The organism is Arthrobacter sp. SAFR-179, assembly GCF_059414945.1.
The window spans coordinates 23,590-44,236 of sequence record NZ_JBPFDM010000004.1 but is presented as its reverse complement, the minus strand read 5'-3'; the positions used below and the strand labels follow the sequence as shown (position 1 = coordinate 44,236).

Here is a 20,647-nt window from a genome sequence, read left to right as displayed (position 1 = left end):
GTCACGCGGTCTGGTCTGCGCCGGCTTCAGGTTCCGCCGCCGCAGGCCGGGTCACCAGCCAGGCCACCCAGACTCCGAGGATGTACAGCGGGGCCCCCATAATGAGGCGGGTGGTTGCGAGGGCAGCCAGTCCGTCCGTGCCCATCAGGTAGAGGGGCACCTGCACGATGAGCCGGAGCGCCAGGACAGCCACGATGATCCAGGTGCCCAGGCGGTACGCCCTGACGCGGTCAGGGTTCTTGCGCCACTCCACCCCTTCGTTGCGGATGAATCCGAAGAGGAGCCCGGCCACCGGCCACTTGACGGCAATTGAGATGACCATGGCCAGGATGTAGGCGGCATTCGTGAAGAACCCGGGCAGGTAGAAGTCCTCGGCCTTGCCGGTGGTGTTGGCCAGCCAGGCGGAAATGCCCACGCCCACCACGCCCGCCAGGGCCTGGGTGAGGGGGCGCCGCTGCATCAGGCGGACAACCGTGAACACGGCCGCGGATGCCAGTGCTGCCACCAGGGACAGCGTGAGCTCGCGGGTGATGGTGAACGCCACCAGGAACACGAGGCCGGGAACGATGCTCTCGGCAATGCCCTGCACTCCCCCGGCGCTGCGCAGGACGTCCACCCGGCCGTCGTGGGTGCGGTGGAGCCCGGCCTTTGCGGCGTACCCGGCAGCGAGCCCCGCAACCGGGGACGGACCGGGAACCTGCGGCGTGCCCTGCTGTGCTCCGCCCGGCTGTGCAGGACCGGAAGGCTGTTGTTCGGGCTCTTGGGCGGTCATTCGTGCTCCTGGCGGGACAGTATCTCGTAGCGGGGATTGAAGATGGTGGGCACGTCTTTGCCCCGGGCCAGCATCCCCTCAACCCGGATCTGCGCGCCTGCTTCGATGCCGGGCACACGGTGGCGGCCCAGCCAGACGACCCGGAGCCTCGGCGGCCTGCCCCGCCTCGGACCCGGGGCGGGACGCCCGGCATCATCCTCGGAAAGGATGGCGCTGAATTCCGGGGTCCGGTCCGCAGGAACAAAGGTTACTGACTCAACATGCCCCTGGCACATGACGCGTCCCTTGTCCGGAAGTTGCCCCAGCGGGGTGATCCCCCCGGACGCCTGGACCGGGTTGTCGTGGGGAGGTTCAGCCGATCTGGGTAATTTCGGGACCACGTTCGGGCTCCTCCAGGGTGGGCGCGGCGGGCGGAGGAGTGGCGGATGCGTCCTTGGGCAGCCTCAGCTGCAGGAGGTCGCGCGGCGGCATGGGGCTGTCACCGCGGACCACCACCACCTGCCGGAACAGTGCCTCCAGCGGTTCCGCGGCGGGGCGCTCCAGCGCCGCAGGTCCGCCCAAGACGCCGCGCAGGAACCAGCGGGGACCATCGACGCCGATGAAGCGCGCCACGCGGTAGCCCTGGCTGCCGTCCGGTAGCCCGGCGGGCAGCTTGGCCACGAGTTCGGTACCGAAAGCCCCGTCCACCTCTTCAACCTGGCCGCCCTGCGCACCCACCGACTGGCCGATCTGTTCGCGGATCTCGTCCCACAGGGTCTCGGTCTTGGGCGCCGCGAAGGCCTGCAGCTGAAGGCTGGAGCCGTTGAGGTCCAGGGTCACTGCCACCACCCGCTGCGTGGCCTCTTCCACCTCGAGGCGGAGCTGGAGGCCCTCGCTGGGCGTGATCAGCAGGGCGCCAAGGTCCACATAGCCGTCCCGGCCGCTGATCTCGGCCTCGTCGAAAGGTCCGTCCTGGCGGCGGGCGCCGGTGGCGGATGCGCTTTCTTCGCCCTCCGCAACGGTGAGCTCGTCGGCCGGCTCTGCCGGCTCTTCCTTTTTATCTTTCCTGCCGAACCCAAAGACCATGGGTGACTCCTTAATTCTGAAAATGTGCCAGTCCTGAAACCTGCCGCCGGAACATTGGGGGTTCCGCCGTCGTGCATGCCGGCGCGGCAGCGGTGCAGCCTAAGGTCAGGCTCCGGGGACGTTGAACCCGCCGGTGGAGCCGAAGCCGGCCGCGCCGCGCACGGATCCGCTCAGTTCGCTGACAGGAATGAATTGGGCATGCTCCACCCGCTGGATGACCATTTGGGCAATTCTATCGCCGCGCCGGAGCTCTATCGGCTGGGACGAATCGGTGTTCAGCAGCGTTACCGAGATCTCGCCCCGGTAGCCGGCATCAACGGTGCCGGGGGCGTTCACGATGGTCAGGCCGTGCTTGGTGGCCAGGCCCGACCGGGGGTGGATCAGCGCCACGAACCCGTAAGGAAGTGCGATGGCGACGCCGGTGGGAACCAGTTTGCGTTCCCCGGGCATCAGGACCACGTCCTCACGGGCCCGGAGGTCTGCACCGGCGTCGCCCGGATGTGCATAGGACGGCGCCTCCAGTTCCGGATCCAGCATTTTCAACTGGACCTGCAGGGTGGGAGCTGCGGGGGCGGGCATTGCTGCGTCCGGGACAAGGTCTACCGTGGCGGGATGATCAGTCACAGTCACTCACTCTAACCCGCGCCCCCAAATCACTCCTAGGGAGGCCGCCGCCTGAAGCCGGGCGGGGATGCCTGTCCCAAGGTGAAATAGCGGGCCAAAGGTGGAAAGCTGGGGCCATGCCCGATTCAAGCCCGCCTGCGTCCGTTCCCAGCACACCCTCTACCGGGACAGCTGTCATCTACAGGGAGAAGCTGTGGCCGAATGCCTGGATCTGGATTATCGCAGCCGGCGTCTCCGCAGCGGGCATCCTGGTTTTCGCCCCGATCAGCATGGCGGCGGGCTTCACCGCTGCATTGGTGCTCTTCGCCATCATCACTGTCCTCCTGGTTCTTTCCACCCCCGTCATCATGGTCACGGCGGACACCCTCACCGTTGGCAGGGCCACCATTGAACGACGTTTTGTCGGCGCCGTGGAGCACTTCGAGGCCGGCGAGGCGACGGCGGAACGGGGCACCCGGCTTAACGGGCTCGCTTACCTGTGCATCCGTGGCTGGATCGACCCGGTCGTGAAGATCGAGATTACCGACCCCGCCGACCGGACCCCCTACTGGCTGGCCTCAACGCGCCATCCGGATCAGCTGACGGCCGCCCTGGCCCGGCGCTGACGCTGCCGGGCTGCCTGGCCGTAGCCTGAACCCGCCTTTCCGGCCTGGTTCCAGCGGAAAATCACGGCGCGCCCTGCTCCTTGAGCCAATTCCCCGCCGCCGGGTGGCAGAGTTTCGATTGATAGTAATGCCAGGGTGGAGGATTTGTATGCAGGATCTACGGCTTGTAGGCGTGCACGACGACGGGACGCATCTCCTGTTGAGCGGGGCCGGCGGCGAGATGTTCCAGCTGCCGATCGATGAGGCCCTCAGGACGGCCAGCAGGTCCACGGCCAAGCCGCGGGCGGAACGGCCCGCCGTTCCCATGTCGCCAAGGGACATCCAGGCGCGGATTCGCGCCGGAGCGACAGCTGCGGACGTGGCTGAACTGTCCGGAATGCCGCTGGCCAAGGTTGAGCGCTACGAGGGCCCGGTCCTCGCCGAGCGCGAATACGTTGCCCAGCAGGCGCGGAAAGTCGAAGTCGCGGCGCCCTCCCCCGGCCACGACATCTACCGTTCCGCTTTCGGTGACAACCCGGCCACGCTGGACGACATGGTGGCCCACCGTCTCTCCGCCCACGGCATCGACCCAGCAACAGTGGAGTGGGACTCCTGGCGGCGCCAGGACGGGACATGGACTGTGTCGGCAAGCTTTGAGGCCAAGTCCGGCGGCACCTCTGGCATTGGCGAGGAGCCTCCCGCGCTGTGGACCTTCAATCCGGGGCGGAAGTCACTGCAGAACACCAACCGCTGGGCGCAGCAGCTGAGCGAACTTGAGCCGCTGGACGGACCCGTTCCTGCCCGCCGGCTCACCGCGGTTTCCGACCGCCCCTTTGATTTCGAGACTGACGCGGATGCGGCCAGGACCCCGTCCGGTGCCCAGGGAGGGCCCGCCCCGGATTCCGGCAAGGAGTCCGATGGCCTCCTGGACATGCTCCGGTCCCGCCGCGGCCAGCGGCTGGGCGTGGATGAGGACTCGGACGACGCCCTGGCGCTGCTGCTCACGCATGGCGTGCCCGCCGCCCACCCCCGCCCTTCCGAGGTGCCGGCCGAACCTGAGGCAGAGGAGCCGGAACCGCAGGATGACCAGCGGGAAGCGCCGGCAGCCCAGGGAGACTCCTTCATCAAGCGCAGGGACACCAGGCCTTCCATGCTGTCCAGGCTCAGCCTCATTCCGCCGCACCGCGACAACCACGATGATGGGTTGCGGCTTCACGACGGCGTGAGCACCGACACGAGGGAAATCACCATTGCGGCGTCCCCGCAGAAACCCTCCGGGTCCACTCCCGCGGCAGGTTCCGGAACGTCCGGCGGAGCCGGGCTGGATGAACTGCTCGGCAGCAATCCCCGGCGCCCGGCCGCAAAGCAGGACGACGCTTCCCCCTCCACCGGACAGCTGCCGGAGACTGAGGCGCCGGAACGGCCTGCACGGCCCAAGCGGTCCAGCGTACCGTCCTGGGATGAGATCGTTTTCGGTACCCGGAGCGACTAGCCGTCCCAGGCTCCCTTATGGCTTAGGTCACGTGCTACGCTGCCCAGCACGTGCCGCACGCAAGGCACCAACACCAGGAGGTTTGCGGTGCCTGACACAACCTGCCACATGTCAATCTCGCTCGACGGTTTCGTCGCCGGGCCGGACCAGAGCCGGGACAACCCGCTGGGCCGGCGGGGGCTGGAACTGCATGCCTGGCACATCGGCGACCCCCGGGCGAACGATGCCGACAAGGTGGCCAACGAATGGCTCATGCGCCCGCGTGGCGCATATGTGATGGGCCGGAACATGTTCGGCCCCATCCGCGGGGACTGGGATGAGGAATGGAGCGGTTGGTGGGGCGCCGAACCGCCGTACCACGCCCCCGTCTTCGTTCTGACGCATCATCCCCACGCCCCCATCCAGATGGAGGGCGGGACCACCTTCCACTTCATCACCGGCGGCTTCGACGCAGCCTACGCTGCAGCCCGGGAAGCCGCCGGGAACAACGGCGTGGATATCGCCGGCGGAGCCTCCACAGTCCGGCAGGCGCTGGCCGCCGGCGTGGTTGACGAACTCACCCTCGACATCGCCCCGGTCCTGCTCGGTTCAGGGGAACGGATTTTCGACGGCGTTAAATCCTTCGGTTTCGAGCCCGTCGAGGTGCTCCACTCGCCGCTGGCCACCCACATCCGCTACCGCCGCGTTTCCCAGTAGAACGCCCGCGCAGTTAGTAGGCGCCCAGAACTCACTGAGACCCGCCGCCCACTTCGCTGCTGCCAACTGAGGTCCGCGGCCAGAGGTGCAGAAGTTTGGCGTCACGAAGCGAGGAATTCGATGAGCGCGTCTTCGAGGAGGCTTCGTTCTTCAGGTTGCGGTCGCGCAAGTGTTGGTGAACATCGCGGCAACTTTGGTGGCTCCCAGTCCTGATGTTCGCTGGCGTAGTGGCGGCCGGTGGGTGAGGTCCAGCCGGGTGGTTCGCTTTTGCTGGCCGGGGTGGGTTTCCAGCCGGTGGTGTGCCGGAGCTTATGGTGTTTCGGGCAGGGCTGTCCCAAATTGCTGACGCCGGTAGTGCCACCCTTATGCCAGGCGAGGATGTGGTCGGCCTCGTTGTCCAGGGAGTTGTTGCTGCACCCGGGGAACGGGCACTTGCCGTCCCGCATCCGCAACCAGTTCCGCATCGCTTTCGTGATTCGGTAGCTGGTCCTGCCAATCTCCAGCGGCGCCCCGTCCCGCGGGTCCACCAGGACCCGGTGGAACGAGTCCGCCCCGTCGGCAACCAGCCGGCCCTATCCGCGGCCATCCGTGTCCAGAGCGACGCGCCGTGAAGCCTAGGTTCCGCGGTTCTCCCCCGGTCCGCCCGAACCCCGCCACAGGCAGGCATCCACGTCGAACGGCAGCAACTGGTCCTGCTGGGCCATCAGGCTGGCGCCGTGCGCCGTCACCCGCCGCATGAAGTGGCGCCGGCACAGCGTCTCGTAGCCCACCACCGGCAAATGCCCAGCGGCTTCCGGGGCGGCGGGAGCCTCCACCACCATGTCCACGTCACCCACCACTACCTGCGCACCCTCGGTGACCATCACGCCGTCGACCGTCCTGGCGTTGTGCGTGGCGCGCCGCCCGCACCAGCACAGCGCCTCCACCTGGAGCACCTGCACGCGGTCGGCAAGCTCGATGAGCCGTTGTGAACCGGGGAACAGCCGGGTGCGGAAGTCCGCCGTGATGCCGAAGGCAAAAACGTCGACGTCGATTTCGTCCACCACCTTGGCCAGCTGCTCCACCTGCTCCGGGGTGTAAAACTGGGCTTCGTCGCAGATCAGGTAGTCAACGCGCTGACCCTGCGTGCGGCGAAACATGACTTCCTCCCAGAAGTCGGTGCTGTCCACCACCTCCACGGCGTCCGTCTCCAGGCCCAGCCGGCTTGAGATCCGGGACTCTCCGGCCCGGTCGTTGCGGCTGAAGCGCACGCCGCCGCGGCCGCGGGCCCGGTGGTTGTAGTCCATCTGCAGGGCCAGGGTGGATTTGCCGCAGTCCATGGTGCCGGAGAAGAAGATGAGTTCAGCCACGCCGGCGGTTCCTTCCCTCAGCCGTGAAACACAGCAGCGGGACCTCCCGCTCCGCCTTGGTCAGCGAGCCGTGCTGGCCCACCACTTCCATGGCGGTGGGCCGCATCCGCCGTCCGTCGTAAAGCGCGACGGCGTCACGCGCCGCGATCATCACGTCACCGATCCTGCCCGCAACAGCGGGCCGGACGTCACCAAAGAGTCCCCCGGCAATGGCTTCCTCGCGTGTGAAGGCCCAAACGCGGTCACCGAACCGCGCCTTCCATGCAGCAAGCAGCCTGTCCCGCACGCCTGCATCCGCTGCCAGGTCCGCGTGGTCCAGGTACAGGTGCACCATGCGCGGTTCCCCGGCCGTGTGGCGGACGCCGTCCACCAGCTCCGGATGGGTGGAAAAATCAATCCGCTGGGTTTCCGGGACATCCAGCATCCCGTGGTCCGCGGTGAGCACAATGGTGGTCCCGGCGGGGAGCGAGGAGTTGAGCCGCTTGACCGTGGCATCGAGCTCTTCCAGCTGGTGTTCCCACTGCTCGGAACGGCAGCCGTAACGGTGGCCCGCCTTGTCCAGCTCATTGACGTAGAAGTACATGAGGGACGGGCCGGACCCTGCCATGGCCTCGGCAGCTGCCGCCGTGCGCGCGTGCGCGGTGGTCCCGGAGATGAACCTGCCGCCCCGGAGCGCGGCGCGGGTCATGGGCGAGCCGTCGAACTGGGCGAGGCTGACGGTGCTGACATCCACCTGCTGGGCGATTTGTTCGAAGACGGTGGGAAAAGGCTGCCACGTGGCCGGGTCCACGCCCGGATCCCAGTTCCCCAACAGGTTGACCACCTTGTCCTGGCCGGGGTCCAGGACGTCATAGCCCACCATGCCGTGCTGGCCCGCAGGAAGGCCGGTCCCAAAGCTGGACAATGCCGCCGCCGTGGTGGAGGGGAAGGCGGAATCCAGCCACACGGGGACCTCGCCCTGCCCGGCCTGCATAACGGACCGCAGGAAGGGTGTGTGGGCCGCCTTCTGCTTCAGCAGGTTCCGGCCCAGTCCGTCAGCGAGGACTATGCAAACCCGTGAGGCGGCCGGGAATCCCAAGGCGTTGGTGAAGTCCTCCACGCCGATGCTGGCGGCGGCGCTGGTGAGGACTTCCGCGACGGAACGCTGTCCGTAGGCGGGTGCGGCTGGAAGGTCGGGAGTGCGGCCGGTGGCTGCGGTTTCCTGGAGGGCGGAGTGGCGTTCTTCCGGCATCTCAGCGCTGCTGGTGCCCGCGGCTGAGCCGGTTGCCGAACACGCCGGCACGAGGCCGCGGCGCCATGGACTGGGCGTGGGATACGGGAGTTGCGGAGCCGGTGTTGACGGCCCGCAGGGCCCGGGCGAAGAGCTTGGCGTCCTGCACTGCCTGCAGCCCGTCAGCCTCGGCACTGATGCGCAGCACGATGTCTTCCTGGGCAATGGTTCCGGTGTAGCCGTGGTCCGCTTCGCACTGCGGATCGCCGCAGCTGGCCGGACCCATGTCCAGCCGCTGGCCGCCGGACCAGGCAATGGACAAGGTGAGTTCCCGGACCGGGTCCGAGGGCTTGTAGTTCTGCGGCTGGGCGTACATGTAGCTCAGCACCACGGACCGGATCTGGGCCACGGGCACGGACTCGGTGGAGATCTGGGCGACGATCTGCTCCCCCGCCTCGTCCAGCTGCTGGTCGTCCACGTGGGTGATCACCAGCATGTCAGCGGTAAGGACCAGCACGGTGATGTGGCGGCGCACCTCCGCACGGTCAAAGTGGGTTTCCAGGTGCACCAGGTGGGCCACGCAGTCGCGGCCGTCCAGCGCGTCATCGACGACATCGGACACCAGGCGCGGGTAGAACCCTGCCTTCTGCAGCGCATCTTCCAGGCTCTGGCCCTGGATTCCGTGGTTGTGTGAGCTGTGCTGGCGGACTGCCTGGTTTTCATTTCCGGGCGTTTCGGGCGCCGAAGCGGGAGGCTGGAAGCTCATGCCCCCATTTTCACAGATCGTCCGGTCACTTGCTAACCGCGTCAGCCCAGCATGGCCCGGCGGGCGCTGTCGGTGCGCTGCGCGGCGTTGCCGATGCGCACGTCGGCGGCGAGGATGGTGACCCCTGAGGTGCCGCACAAAACTGGGTTAAATTCCACCAGCGCGATCTCCGGATGGTTGTCCTTCATCCAGGCCAGCCGCGCGGCCAGGTCCTCCAGCGCCTGCACGTCCACGGCCGGCAAGCCCTGGTAGCCGAAGAGCTTCCGGGATGCCCTGGGGGCCCGGACGAAATCGTGGACGTCCGCCGCGGAGAGCGGCGGTACCCGGTGAGACCAGTCATCCAGGAGGTTGACGGCGTCGCCGGCGAGGCCGAACGAGATGACCGGGCCCAGCAGCGGATCCTCGATGGCGCGGAAGGTACAGGCCTGGCCCACGGGCGCCATCGCCTGGACTTCCAGGACCGGATCGCCGTAGGCGGCGAGCGCCCGCCGCATCTGTTCGATGTTGAGCCGCAGCGATTCCGCGTCCTCGATGCCGAGGCGCACCCCGCCAAGGTCCAGCCGGTGCCGCAGCGCGGGGTCGGTGGTTTTCAGGACCACCGGCCAGCCCAGTGCGTCTGCCGCCGCCACGGCCTCGTCCGGGGTGGTGAAGCCGGCAGAGGGCAGGACGGAGATGCCGTAATGCCCCAGCAGGGACGCAGCCGCGGCCGGGTCCAGCTGCTTAAGCTGTTCACCCGTGACGTCCCCGAGCAGCGCGTCGAGTTCGGCCTCTGCCTGCCGGGGGTCGCAGCCGGCGGGTTCGACGAACTGCCCCTGGTCGCGCGCCGCCCACTCCGCGTACCTGACCACGGCCGCGAGCGCGGCCACGGCGGCGCCGGGGTTGGAAAAGCACGGGACGGTACAGCCCTCCGCCCCCACCAGGCCTTCCACGTTGATGGCGGGGTCCAGGATGCCGGTGAATGCTGCCACCACCGGCTTCCCGGCACTGGCCGAACATTCCGCCAGGACCTGTGCCACGGCGTCGGCAGTCAGCCCGCGGGCCGGCAGCAGCGCGGCGACGGCGGCGTGCACGGCATCCGAGGCCAGGGCGTCAAGGAGGGCCTTCCGCAGTGCGGGCAGGGCCACGGACTGGCCGGCATCGAGGTCCAGTCCGGAAACCACCCGGGCCACTCCCAGCCCATGGGCTGCGGCGCTGTCCGCCACGACGTTCCCCAGCGCCTGGGAGTTGCTGAAGATCGCCACGTCCGGTCCTGCGGGCAACGGCTGTCCTGATACCACCTGGGCCACATCCACCAGCTGTTCCACCGTTTCCACCCGGATCACGCCCGACTGGCGCAGCATGGCATCCAGCGCCCCGGCCGGCGCCTGGGTGGTCCGGACAGCGTGTCCGGGCGGCAGGCGGAGTCCCATGGTGTCCGACTTGGCCACGATGACCGGCTTGGTGCGCGCCAGGCGGCGCGCGATGCGGGAGAACTTGCGCGGGTTGCCGATCGACTCCAGATACAGGCCCACCGCGGAGGTATCGGCGTCGTCCTCCCAGTACTGCATCATGTCGTTGCCGGAGACGTCGGCCCTGTTGCCTGCCGAGAGGAGGCTGGACAGTCCCAGCCGGCGCCGGCTGGAAGCGGCGTAGAGCGAGACGCCGATGGCCGCCGACTGGCTGAACAGGCCCAGGCCGCCGCGGCGCGGCATGGTGGGTGCCATCGAGGCATTCAGGGACACGTCCGGGTGGGTGTTGACGATGCCCAGCGATGCGGGGCCGATCACCCGCATCCCGTTGGCCCTGGCCTGGCGCACCAGGGCGCGCTGGCGCAGAAGGCCCCGCCCGCCGTCGTCCGCGAAGCCTGCCGAGGCAATCACCACGCCCTTGACCCCCGCTGCGGCACACTCAGCCACGACGCCGGCCACTTCCTCGTAGGGGACGGCGATGATGGCCAGCTGGACGGGTTCGGGAACTTCGGAGAGCTTGCCGTAGGACATCATCCCCGCCAGCTCCAGCGCTTCGGGGTTGATGGCGTACACGGAGCCGTGGAAGCCGCCCTCGATGATGTGCTCCAGCAGCTGGTACCCCACGGTGCCCCACTTGCGGCTGGCACCGATCACGGCAACGGACGACGGCGCCAGCAGCTCCCGGACGCTCCTCGCCTCGGCGCGGTGCTCGCGGGATTCCATCACGGCGCGTGATTTCTCGGTGGGGTCGATGTTGAACTCGAGGGACACGACGCCGTCGTCGAAGTGGCGCTTGACGTCGTAGCCGGCGTCGGAGAAGACCATCAGCATCTTGCGGTTTTCCGGCAAGACCTCGGCGGTGAACTTCCGGATCCCGTTTTCGTGCGCAGCGGCGGCCAGGTGCTCCAGGAGGATTGACCCGATGCCCCTCCCCTGGTGGGCGTCGGCGATGTTGAAGGCGACCTCTGCCTCGGTGGGATCGGCAAGCCGGTCATACCGGCCAATCCCGATGATTTCCCCATGGATGGTGATGACGAACGCCACCCGGTCCTTGTAGTCCACTTCCGTGAAGCGCTTGAGCTCCTTGGCGGACAACCTTGCCTTGAAGGCAAAGAAGCGCATGTAGATTGAGTTCTGCGACTGTCCGGTGTGGAAGGCCTGCACCGCGTCCGCGTCCGACGGGTGGATGGGCCGCAGGTGCGCTGTCCCGCCGTCGCGCAGGACGACATCGGCTTCCCAATGTTCCGGATATTCGCCGTCCCCGGGCTGATCCACCATAGGCTTAGCCTAGCCAAAAACTATCGCAGCACACCCCAAGGCTGCGCAGTAACCCCAGAAGGATTTACCAAACCCCATGGCACGCCGCCAAAGTTCACAGCCCATCGTGGAGAGCGACTACACGGAAAACATCGTCGATATCGATGTGACGTCCGAAATGCAGGGCTCCTTCCTGGAGTACGCGTACTCGGTGATCTACTCCCGTGCCCTCCCCGACGCCCGTGACGGGCTGAAGCCGGTACAGCGCCGCATCCTGTACATGATGAGCGACATGGGCCTGCGCCCGGACCGGGGCCACGTCAAGAGCGCCCGCGTGGTGGGCGAGGTCATGGGCAAGCTGCACCCGCACGGGGACGCCGCCATCTATGACGCCATGGTGCGCATGGCGCAGGACTTCTCGCTGCGGCTGCCGCTGATTGACGGGCACGGCAACTTCGGCTCGCTCGACGACGGCCCGGCAGCGCCGCGGTACACCGAGGCCCGGCTGGCGGCGGCCGCCCTCACCCTCACCAACCACCTCGACGAAGACGTGGTGGACTTCGTCCCCAACTATGACAACCAGCTGACCCAGCCGGACGTCCTTCCCGCCGCGTTCCCCAACCTGCTGGTCAACGGAGCCACCGGGATCGCCGTCGGCATGGCCACCAACATGGCCCCGCACAACCTGGTGGAAGTCATTTCCGCCGCCCGGCACCTGATTGCCAACCCGGACGCCACCCTCGATGACCTCATGCGGTTCGTCCCGGGCCCTGACCTGCCCAGCGGCGGCCGCATCGTTGGCCTGGACGGCATCCGCGACGCCTATGCCACCGGCCGCGGCTCCTTCAAGACCCGGGCAAAGGTGGAGGTGGAACAGCTCTCCGCACGCCGTACCGGCCTGGTGGTCACCGAACTGCCGTACATGGTGGGCCCGGAGAAGGTGATCGAGAAGATCAAGGATGCCGTCAACGCCAAGAAACTGACCGGCATCAGCGACATCGTGGACCTGACGGACCGCAAGCACGGGCTGCGGCTGGTCATCGAGCTCAAGAACGGCTTCAACCCGAACGCTGTCCTGCAGCAGCTCTACCGGTACACCCCGATGGAGGACTCCTTCGGCATCAACAACGTCACGCTGGTGGACGGCCAGCCGCAGACGCTTGGCCTGGTGGACCTGCTGCGCGTCTACGTCAACCACCGCATCAACGTGGTCAGGCGCCGGACCGTCTTCCGGCTCGGGAAGAAGAAGGACCGCCTGCATCTGGTGGAGGGCCTCCTCATCGCCATTGTGGACATCGATGAGGTCATCCAGATCATCCGGTCCTCGGACGAGGCCTCAGCAGCGCGTGAGCGGCTGATGTCCATCTACGACCTCACCGAGATCCAGGCCAACTACATCCTGGAACTGCGCCTCCGCCAGCTCACCAAGTACTCCCGGATCGAGCTGGAAAAGGAACAGGACGAACTCCGCCGCGAAATCGCGGAACTGCAGGCCATCCTGGACTCCGAGGAACTGCTCCGCACCGTGGTCTCCGACGAACTCGGTGCCATTGCCGAGGAACATGGCACCCCCCGCCGCACCGTGCTGCTGGAATCCGAGGCCGTAGCCCCCACCGTTGCGTCCGCCGAACTGGTGGCGGCCAATGGCAAAAAGGGCAAGGCCGCGCCGCTGGCACTGGAGATCGCTGACGACCCCTGCTGGGCCATCCTCACCGCCTCCGGGCAGGTGGCCCGCACCAGCAACCAGGAGCCGCTGGCCGAGGCCGGGCCCCGGAGCAAGCATGACGTGTACGCCTCCGTGGTGAAGACCTCGGCCCGCGGCGAAATCGCGGCCGTCACCTCGCTGGGCCGCATGCTGCGCCTGCAGGTCATGGACATGCCGGTCCTGCCGCCGGTGACCGGCCTGCCCAACCTGGCGGGAGGCGTCCCGGCCAAGGAGTTCCTCACCCTGGTGAAGGGCGAAACCCTGGTGGCGTTCGTGCGCCTCGACGAAGTCCTGGCCATCGGTACGGCGCAGGGTGTGGTGAAGCGCGTCCAGCCGGACTACCCGCTGAACCGCGAGGACTGGGAAGTCATCACCCTCAAGGACAAGGACGTGGTGGTGGGGGTGGCCCCCGCCGGAGACGACGACACCGAACTGGTGTTCCTCACCCGGGAGGCCCAGCTGCTGAAGTTCCCCGCCGCCGTCGTCCGCCCCCAGGGACGTACCGCCGGCGGCATGGCCGGGATCAAGCTCGCCGCGGGCGACCAGGTGATCTTCTTCGGCGCCGTCCAGCCCAAGGACGAGGCCGCCGTCGTGGTCACCATCGCCGGCACCAACGGCGCCCTGCCGGGCACCGCCCCGGGCACGGCCAAGGTCACGGCCTTCTCCGAGTATCCGGCCAAGGGGCGTGCCACCGCCGGGGTCCGGTCACACCGGTTCCTCAAGGGTGAGGACATGCTGCTGCTCGCCTGGGCCGGGCATGGTCCGGCCAAGGCTTCATCCGCTGCGGGCGTGGCGCGGTCGCTGCCGCAGGAACACGGCCGCCGCGACGGTTCGGGCGTCCCGCTCTCCCAGGCGGTTGAAGCGGTGGGTCCGGCGATGGCATGGACGGACGGCCCGGCAGAGGCGTAGCTTCGGGCGCATGGACACCGCTTAGACTGCTCCCATGCCTATCGTTCCTGATGCCAAGGACTGGACCTGGGTCCTGTCCCGCCCCTGCCCGGACTGCTCCTTCGACGCCTCCACGGCCACGCCGGCAACGGTTCCCGGGAGCATCGAAAGCATGATCCCCCGGTGGCGGGCCGTCCTCCGCCGGCCGGACGCCGCGCAGCGCCCCGGCGACGACACATGGTCGGCCCTGGAGTATGCATGCCATGTGCGGGACGTCTTCGCACTCTTCGACCAGCGGCTGAACCTGATGCTGGCCGAAGACGGCGCCCGTTTCGAGGATTGGGACCAGGACCGGACGGCCGTCGAGAAGGACTACGCCAACGCCGAACCATCCGAGGTGGCCCGCGAACTGACGGCGGAAGGCCACCAGGCTGCTGAGGCCTTCGCCCGCGTCCGGGAAGAGGACTGGGGACGCAGGGGGCTGCGCAGCAACGGCTCAGAGTTCACTGTCCTCACGCTCTCCCAATACTTCCTGCACGACGTCGTCCACCACCTTCACGACGTCGACGGCTAAAGAACCCCAGCCAGTCCGGGCCAAGCGGGAAGCGGCCAGCGATCCGCGGCGCTGTCCGGATGACGCCGAAAGATCCAGCCGGGCGTCGCCGGCCAGGATATCTGCCGGGTTGTGGGTGACCAGCACCACGGTGCGGTCCCGCAGCCCTGCGCGCAGGTCCGCCAGCATGGCGGCCGCGGACTCCGCGTCCAGGTGGGCGGTGGGTTCATCCAGCAGGATCACCTCCGCACCGGTCAGCAGTGTCCGTGCCACGGCCAGACGCTGGCGCTCGCCGCCGCTCAGGAAGGCACCGCCGGGACCGATCCGGGTGTCCAGTCCCGCCGGGAGCCGGCCCACCAGGCCGGCAAGTCCGACGGCGGCCAGGACGGCTTCCAGCCCGTCATCCGCCAGCGGTGGTGCAGCGTTCCCTGACGGCCTGCCCACCATCAGGTTGCCACGGATGGTGGAGTCGAAAAGGTGCGCCTCCTGCGGGCACCACGCCGCCCGGCCGCTGACCCGCACCTGGCCCGTGGCCGGCGGCAGGAACCCCAGCAGCACCGAGAGCAGGGTGGACTTTCCCGAACCCGACGGCCCGGTCACTGCCAGCCACCGCCCCGGAGCTGCCACCGCGTCCACGCCTGTGAAGACCGGGGAGCCGCCCGGCCACGCCGCGGCAAGGTCCACCAGTTCAACGCCGGGCAGACCGCCCGCCCGGCCGGGAACGGACTGCAGCCCATCGGATGCCTCGCCGCCGCTCTCAAGGGCCCCCGACTCCCCCACCCTGCGCATGACGGTACGGAGCGCCGGGAACTGCCGGACCGCCGTCGTCATCGCTGCGTACGGTTCCACCAGCGCAAGCAGCAGGAGCACCACGACGGCTGCCGTGGCCGGGGCCACCTGGGCCGCGAGGACGCCGGGAGCCGCCAGCCATGCGGCGGCCAGCGCCGCGGTGCCGCAGGCGGCGGTGGCGACGGCATGTCCCAGGCCGTCGGCCCAGGCTGAGCGCTGGGATGCGCGCGTGGCGCGGCGGTCCTCTGCCAGCAGCGCCTCAAGCACGCGGGGTGCCACGCCGTTTGCGTGCAGTTCGGCGCGCGCGTCCAGGGCCGCCGTGACGCGGCGCAGGACGCCGGAGCGAAGGGACTGCTCGGCGCTGGCGGATTTTCGGTCGCCCCACAGTGCCGCCGCGGGGGCCAGCAGCAGGCCGCTGATGGCCGCGCCCGCAACCGCGGGAAGGGCTGCCGGGACCAGGACGGCGGTGGCGGTCACGGCCAGGACGGATACTGCCAATGCCGTGATGGGCGGCAGGACCACGCGGGGAAGGAGGTCGCGGACCGTGTCCACGTCGTCAATGACCGTCCCCAGCACGTTGCCGCCCTGCAGGAGCCGGCGCAGCGACAGGGCCCTGCGGCTCAGTGACTCCCAAAGCCGGCCGCGCAGGCGGGTGAGTGCGGCGAAGACGGCATCGTGCAGCAGCAGCCGCTCCCAGTAGCGGAAGACGGCCCGGCCGATGCCGAAGAACCGGACGCCGACAATGGCGGTCAGGAGGTAGAGGATGGGCGGCTGCTCGCTGGCGCGGATGATGAGCCAGCCGGAAAGGCCCGAAAGCGCCACGGCGAAGACGGCCGCCAGGGTGCCGATGAAAGCGGCCGCGGCAAACTTTCCCCGCACCGGTGCCAGGAGGGCGGCCAGGAGGCGGACCGGGCCAGGTGCGGCCTGGGTGGGCTGGCTGGTGCCGGCGTTGTTGCCTGCGTTGCCCACGGCCGCCACTGCTGGGGCAGGGTCCGCGGCGGCAGCGGGCAGGAGCTGCTCACCGCTGTCATCCCGGAGTGTTGCCGGCGCGGCCTGGCTCCCCGTTCCCACCGGCACCAGAAGGTCTGCGAGCTGGCGGGTGCGCTGGTTGTGGGCCACCAGGATGACGGTGGCCTCGCCACGGAGCCGCCGGATGGCGTCCTCCACCACGAGCGCGGAAGCATCGTCCAGATGGGCCGTGGGCTCGTCCAGCAGCAGGAGGGTGGCACCGGCCTCGATCCTGGCCAGCCCGCGGGCCAGGGCCACGCGGCGCAGCTCGCCGGGACTCAATTCCGCCTGGTGCTTCGCTGCCAGGTGGGCTGCTCCGGCGCGGTCGAGGCAGCGGCGGGCAGTCTCTTCGGCGGCCAACCGGTCCGTCCCCCGGCCGGGGTCCGGCAAAAGGTACAGCAGCACCTCGTCCAGGACGGTGCCTGCCACCATGACGGGGTGCTGCGGCACCCAGGCCACGGCACGGCGGTCCAGTCCGCTGACGGATCCGGTGATGACCGTCCCGCCGCCGGCGCCGATGGTTCCGGCCAGCACGCCCAGGATGGTGCTCTTGCCCGCGCCGCTGGGTCCGTCCAGGGCGGTGATCCTGTCCTGCGGCGCGGTGAAGGTGAGGGGTCCCACGGCTGCTTCGGACCGTCCGGGGTAGGTCACAGTAAGTCCGGTGACCTCCAGCGGGGCACCGGGCCTGCCGGCCTTTGCCGCCGGCAGGGGTGTTGGCTCGGGGGCGCCGGTCACGGCGGCGGTTTCCGCGAGCGCCACCCGGCCGTCGTCGCTGGCGTGGTGGGCGGTGCCCAGTTCACGCAGCGGAAGGTAGCAGTCCGGCGCGAGGAGGAGCGCCAGCAGGCCGGCTTCCAGTGGCATGTCGCCGTGGACCAGCCGGACCCCGATGAAGACGGCCACAACGGCCACCGAAATGGTGGCGATGAGTTCCAGGGCCAGGGCGGACAGGAAGGCGGTCCGCAGGGTGCCCATGGTGCGGGTGCGGTATTCGTCGGAGATTTCCTCCAGGGCCTTGCGCTGGGCGGTGGCCCGGCCCAGTCCCACCAGGACCGGCAGGCCTTTGGCCAGCTCCAGCATGTGGGCGCTCAGCCGGGCAAGCGACGCCTGCGCCTCGCGGACGCTGTCCTCGGTGTACCGGCCGATCAGCACCATGAACACCGGGATCAGGGGCACGGTGAGGACAATAACCAGCGCGCTCACCCAGTCCGCGAAGAGGATCCGGGCCCCCAGCAGCAGTGGCACGGCCGCGCAGTTGACCAGCGCGGGAAGGAACTGGGTGTAGTAGCTGTCCAGGGCGTCCAGTCCGCGGGTTGCCAGTACTGCCAGGCCGCCGTCGGCAGGGCCTGAGGACCGGACGCCCGTGCGCAGGGCACGCGCCAGCAGCTCCGCCCGGAGCTCTTCCTTGACTCCCAGGGCAGCGCGGCGGGCGGCGACGGCCTGGCCCCAGACGGTCAGCGATCGGAGGACGACGCCGGCGAGTCCGGCCGTCAGCTGGGTTGCCCAGGCAAGGTTCCCGGCTACAAGGCCGGCCAGGACGGAGGCCACCGCCTGGCCGATCAGGACCAGGGACAGGGCTTTGAGGGCGGCCAGGACTCCCAGCCAGTAGATGGCGGAGCGGGTTGCCGGACCGGCAGGAAAGGTGGGCCGCACGTCAGCCCTTGGTGGTGAACGCCTTGGCGGCCACCGCCGGGAGGAAGCTGTGGGCTTCCGGGATGTGGGCGGCACTGACGCGGCGGCGGAACACCCAGTAGGTCCAGGCCTGGTAGGCGATCACCAGGGGAAGGCCGACAGCCGCCACGATGCTCATCAGTCCCAGGGTGTAGTCCGAGGAGGACGCGTTGGAGATGGTGAGGTCAAAGGCGCTGTCCAGCGTGGAGGGCAGCACCACGGGGAACACGGCGCCGAAGATGGACGCCGTGCCCAGGACCAGGAAGGCGCCCAGGGCCAGGAAGGACCGGCCTTCGGAGCCGTTCCGGGCCAGCAGCCAGGCAGTAACGGCAGCAGCAACGGCCAGGATGACGGCGGCCCAGGTCCAAACCTTGCCGTCCATGAACTGGATGGCGAGGGCCCACGCGGCGATGGGCAGGAGCAGGACCGGCAGGAGCCGCACGAACCACTGACGCGCACGGTGCCGTACCTCGCCATCCGTTTTCAGGGCCAGGAAGGCCAAGGCGTGGAGCAGTGCGAAACCCACCACGGCGATGCCGCCCAGCAGGGCGTAGCCGCTGAACCAGGCCATGGGGCCGCCTTCACGGTCGCCGTTGGCGTTCAGCGGAAGGCCGGTGGTCGTGAGGGCCAGGGCGGCGCCGACGCCGAAAGCCGCGAAGAAGGACCCCAGCGCGATGGCCCAGTCCCACCGGTTCCGCCAGCTGTCCGTGTCCACCTTGCCACGGTATTCGAACGCAACCGCACGGAAGATCAGGGCCAGCAGGACCACCAGCAGGGGAAGGTAGAGCGCGGAGAACAGCGATGCGTACCAGAGGGGGAAGGCTGCGAAGGTGGCGCCGCCGGCGGTCAGGAGCCACACCTCGTTGCCGTCCCAGACAGGTCCGATGGTGTTCAGCAGCACCCGGCGCTCGGTGTTGTTGCGGGCGAAGAGCTTCATCAGCATCCCCACGCCCAGGTCGAAGCCCTCCAGGAAGAGGTAGCCGGTCCACAGCACCGCGATGGCGATGAACCAAATGGTGGGAAGCAGTTCCATTGTGTGTTTCCTCTGCTAGTAGGCGAAGGCCAGGACGTCGTCGGCGGGTTTGGTATCGCCGGGGCCGCCGGGGCCCGGCGTCGCATCCTCGTTCTCGTCCACCGGTGCATGGCCGAGTTCGGGCATTGCGGAGACCACGCCGCCGCGGATGTATTTGACCAGCAGTTTGACTTCCACCACCAGCAGGACTGCGTAAACGGCGGTCAATGCCACCAGCGAGGCGATCAGTTCCCCCGCGGAGACACCCGGTGAGACGGCGGCGGCGGTGAACATGAACACCTGGTCGATGCCGCTGGGGTCAGGGTTGGGGGCCACGACGAACGGCTGGCGGCCCATTTCGGTGAAGATCCAGCCGGCGGCGTTGGCACCGAACGGGGCCAGGATGCCGAAGACAGCCAGCCGCATGAGCCCCCGCGACTCCGGCACGGTTCCCTTGCGGGTGAGCCAGAGCGCCACCAGTGCGGCCAGGGCGGCCAGGCCGCCAAAGCCGATCATCATCCGGAACCCCCAGTAGGTGACTTCCATGACGGGCACGTATTCGATCTCCTGGCCCGCGCGCTCACCGTAGATGGGGTTGTCGGGCAGGTTGGTTCCGTAGTTGGCCTTGTATTCGGGCAGCAGGCTGTTGACGCCCTTAACCTCGGTGGTGAAGTCGCCCTTGGCCAGGAAGGACAGGATGCCCGGGACCTCGATCACTGCCACGACATCATCGCAGTTCCTGGACCCCACGTTGCCGATGCTTAGGACGGAGAAGCCGGTGCCGTCGTGGCAGGCCGCCTCCGCGGCTGCCATCTTCATGGGCTGCTGCTGGAACATCAGCTTGCCCTGCAGGTCGCCGGTCACCGCGGTCCCGGCGAAGGAGATCATGGCCACCACGGCGCCGATCCGCAGGGACCGGATCCACACGCTGTGGTCTGCACGGTCACGGCCTGGGATGCGGACGTCTTCACCCGGGATGACCTTGCCGTCGGCACCCACGGTGTCAACGCCATCGTGCCGCCTCCGCCAGAGGTGGTACCAGGCGATGCCCAGGAGGAAGCCGCCGGCCACGGCCAGGGCACCGAAAAGGGTGTGCGGGACGGCCACCAGCGCGGTGTTGTTGGTGAACACGGCCCAGGCATCGGTCATGACGGGCCGGCCGTTGATCATTTCCACGCCTACCGGATGCTGCATCCAGCTGTTGGCCACGATGATGAAGTAGGCGGAAAGAGCCGACCCGATGACGGCCACCCAGAGGCAGGCAAGGTGGATGGCGGGCTTGAGCTGCTTCCAGCCAAAAATCCACAGGCCCAGGAACGTCGATTCAACGAAGAAGGCCAGGAGGGCTTCAAGGGCCAGCGGGGCACCGAAGACGTCCCCCACGAACCGGCTGTACTCGCTCCATGCCATGCCGAACTGGAATTCCTGCACGATGCCCGTGGCCACGCCCATGATGAAGTTGATGAGGAACAGCTTCCCCCAGAACTTGGTCATGCGCAGGTACTCGGGCCTGCCGGTGCGGTACCAGGCGGTCTGGATAACCGCGACCACCAGGCCCAGGCCGATGGTCAGCGGCACCATCATGAAGTGGTAGACCGTGGTGATACCGAATTGCCAGCGTGCGATTTCCAAGGCGTCCATGGCGGTCCCTACTGTTAGCCAATGAAGTTTTCTACACGTCGTAGAACTATAACTTCTACAAAGTGTAGAACATTGGCGCCGGCGGGCGAAAACGAACCACCCTCCCCAAGCATGGACCGG

General features: G+C 68.4%; 16 protein-coding genes and 1 pseudogene. 5 read left to right on the top strand and 12 right to left on the bottom strand.

Annotation, left to right across the window (positions count from 1 at the left end; all coding sequences use genetic code 11):
• Nucleotide 1: 1 nt before the first annotated feature.
• The 4 genes from ACR65K_RS08930 to dut all read right to left on the bottom strand — a co-directional run bounded on the left by ACR65K_RS08930 (nt 2) and on the right by dut (nt 2,461).
• The gene (locus ACR65K_RS08930; RefSeq protein ID WP_440152351.1) at nt 2-772 is read right to left on the bottom strand and encodes a DUF3159 domain-containing protein; all 771 of its coding nucleotides are present in this window, start codon (nt 770-772) and stop codon (nt 2-4) included.
• Nucleotides 769-1,047 carry a hypothetical protein gene (locus ACR65K_RS08925; RefSeq protein ID WP_082566744.1) on the bottom strand — a complete coding sequence of 93 codons (279 nt, stop codon included), beginning with the start codon at nt 1,045-1,047 and terminating at the stop codon, nt 769-771. The genes ACR65K_RS08930 and ACR65K_RS08925 overlap by 4 nt, the downstream gene beginning before the upstream one ends.
• Before the next feature lie 76 nt (nt 1,048-1,123).
• Nucleotides 1,124-1,837 (bottom strand): DUF3710 domain-containing protein, encoded by a 714-nt coding sequence (locus ACR65K_RS08920; RefSeq protein WP_056333283.1) that lies wholly within the window; start codon nt 1,835-1,837, stop codon nt 1,124-1,126.
• Nucleotides 1,838-1,942: 105 nt separating this feature from the next.
• Nucleotides 1,943-2,461, bottom strand: a complete 519-nt coding sequence (gene dut, locus ACR65K_RS08915) for a dUTP diphosphatase (RefSeq protein WP_440152350.1) — start codon at nt 2,459-2,461, stop codon at nt 1,943-1,945.
• Nucleotides 2,462-2,577: 116 nt separating this feature from the next.
• On the opposite strand from dut, the gene ACR65K_RS08910 reads away from it, so the two are divergent.
• The 3 genes from ACR65K_RS08910 (at nt 2,578) to ACR65K_RS08900 (ending at nt 5,233) form a co-directional block, all read left to right on the top strand.
• Nucleotides 2,578-3,066 (top strand): DUF3093 domain-containing protein, encoded by a 489-nt coding sequence (locus ACR65K_RS08910; RefSeq protein WP_440152349.1) that lies wholly within the window; start codon nt 2,578-2,580, stop codon nt 3,064-3,066.
• A 148-nt stretch (nt 3,067-3,214) separates the two neighbouring features.
• A complete protein-coding gene (gene sepH, locus ACR65K_RS08905) occupies nt 3,215-4,537 on the top strand; it encodes a septation protein SepH (protein WP_440152348.1) in 1,323 nt (440 codons plus the stop codon).
• A 108-nt stretch (nt 4,538-4,645) separates the two neighbouring features.
• Nucleotides 4,646-5,233 (top strand): dihydrofolate reductase family protein, encoded by a 588-nt coding sequence (locus ACR65K_RS08900; RefSeq protein WP_440152347.1) that lies wholly within the window; start codon nt 4,646-4,648, stop codon nt 5,231-5,233.
• Between the two features lie 101 nt (nt 5,234-5,334).
• On the opposite strand, the pseudogene ACR65K_RS08895 reads toward ACR65K_RS08900, so the two are convergent.
• The 5 genes and pseudogenes from ACR65K_RS08895 to ACR65K_RS08875 all read right to left on the bottom strand — a co-directional run.
• Nucleotides 5,335-5,799 (bottom strand): annotated as a pseudogene (locus ACR65K_RS08895) (HNH endonuclease signature motif containing protein); the annotation flags it as partial.
• A gap of 48 nt (nt 5,800-5,847) precedes the next feature.
• On the bottom strand, nt 5,848-6,582 hold the full coding sequence (locus tag ACR65K_RS08890) for a thymidine kinase (RefSeq protein ID WP_440152346.1): 735 nt from the start codon (nt 6,580-6,582) through the stop codon (nt 5,848-5,850).
• Entirely contained in the window at nt 6,575-7,813 is a 1,239-nt protein-coding gene (locus tag ACR65K_RS08885; protein ID WP_440152345.1) for an alkaline phosphatase family protein, read from the bottom strand. The genes ACR65K_RS08890 and ACR65K_RS08885 overlap by 8 nt, the downstream gene beginning before the upstream one ends.
• A 1-nt stretch (nt 7,814) precedes the next feature.
• Nucleotides 7,815-8,558, bottom strand: a complete 744-nt coding sequence (locus ACR65K_RS08880) for a DUF5998 family protein (protein WP_056333264.1) — start codon at nt 8,556-8,558, stop codon at nt 7,815-7,817.
• 41 nt (nt 8,559-8,599) lie between these two features.
• Nucleotides 8,600-11,284: a bifunctional acetate--CoA ligase family protein/GNAT family N-acetyltransferase gene (locus tag ACR65K_RS08875; RefSeq protein WP_440152344.1), complete on the bottom strand. Its 2,685-nt coding sequence runs from the start codon at nt 11,282-11,284 to the stop codon at nt 8,600-8,602.
• A gap of 76 nt (nt 11,285-11,360) precedes the next feature.
• Between ACR65K_RS08875 and ACR65K_RS08870 the strand changes: the two genes are divergently transcribed.
• Both ACR65K_RS08870 and ACR65K_RS08865 read left to right on the top strand, forming a co-directional pair.
• Entirely contained in the window at nt 11,361-13,877 is a 2,517-nt protein-coding gene (locus ACR65K_RS08870; protein ID WP_440152343.1) for a DNA gyrase/topoisomerase IV subunit A, read from the top strand.
• A 34-nt stretch (nt 13,878-13,911) separates the two neighbouring features.
• On the top strand, nt 13,912-14,430 hold the full coding sequence (locus ACR65K_RS08865) for a DinB family protein (RefSeq protein ID WP_440152341.1): 519 nt from the start codon (nt 13,912-13,914) through the stop codon (nt 14,428-14,430).
• On the opposite strand, the gene cydD is transcribed toward ACR65K_RS08865, so the two are convergent.
• Genes cydD through ACR65K_RS08850 form a run of 3 tightly spaced genes read right to left on the bottom strand, consistent with a single transcriptional unit; the run spans nt 14,353 to nt 20,527 of the window.
• A complete protein-coding gene (gene cydD, locus ACR65K_RS08860) occupies nt 14,353-17,856 on the bottom strand; it encodes a thiol reductant ABC exporter subunit CydD (RefSeq protein ID WP_440152339.1) in 3,504 nt (1,167 codons plus the stop codon). The two genes, ACR65K_RS08865 and cydD, sit on opposite strands and share 78 nt — an antisense overlap.
• A 1-nt stretch (nt 17,857) precedes the next feature.
• Complete coding sequence (gene cydB, locus ACR65K_RS08855; protein WP_440152337.1) at nt 17,858-18,907, bottom strand: cytochrome d ubiquinol oxidase subunit II; 1,050 nt, start codon at nt 18,905-18,907, stop codon at nt 17,858-17,860.
• Between the two features lie 15 nt (nt 18,908-18,922).
• Nucleotides 18,923-20,527 (bottom strand): cytochrome ubiquinol oxidase subunit I, encoded by a 1,605-nt coding sequence (locus ACR65K_RS08850; protein ID WP_056333251.1) that lies wholly within the window; start codon nt 20,525-20,527, stop codon nt 18,923-18,925.
• Nucleotides 20,528-20,647 lie beyond the last annotated feature (120 nt).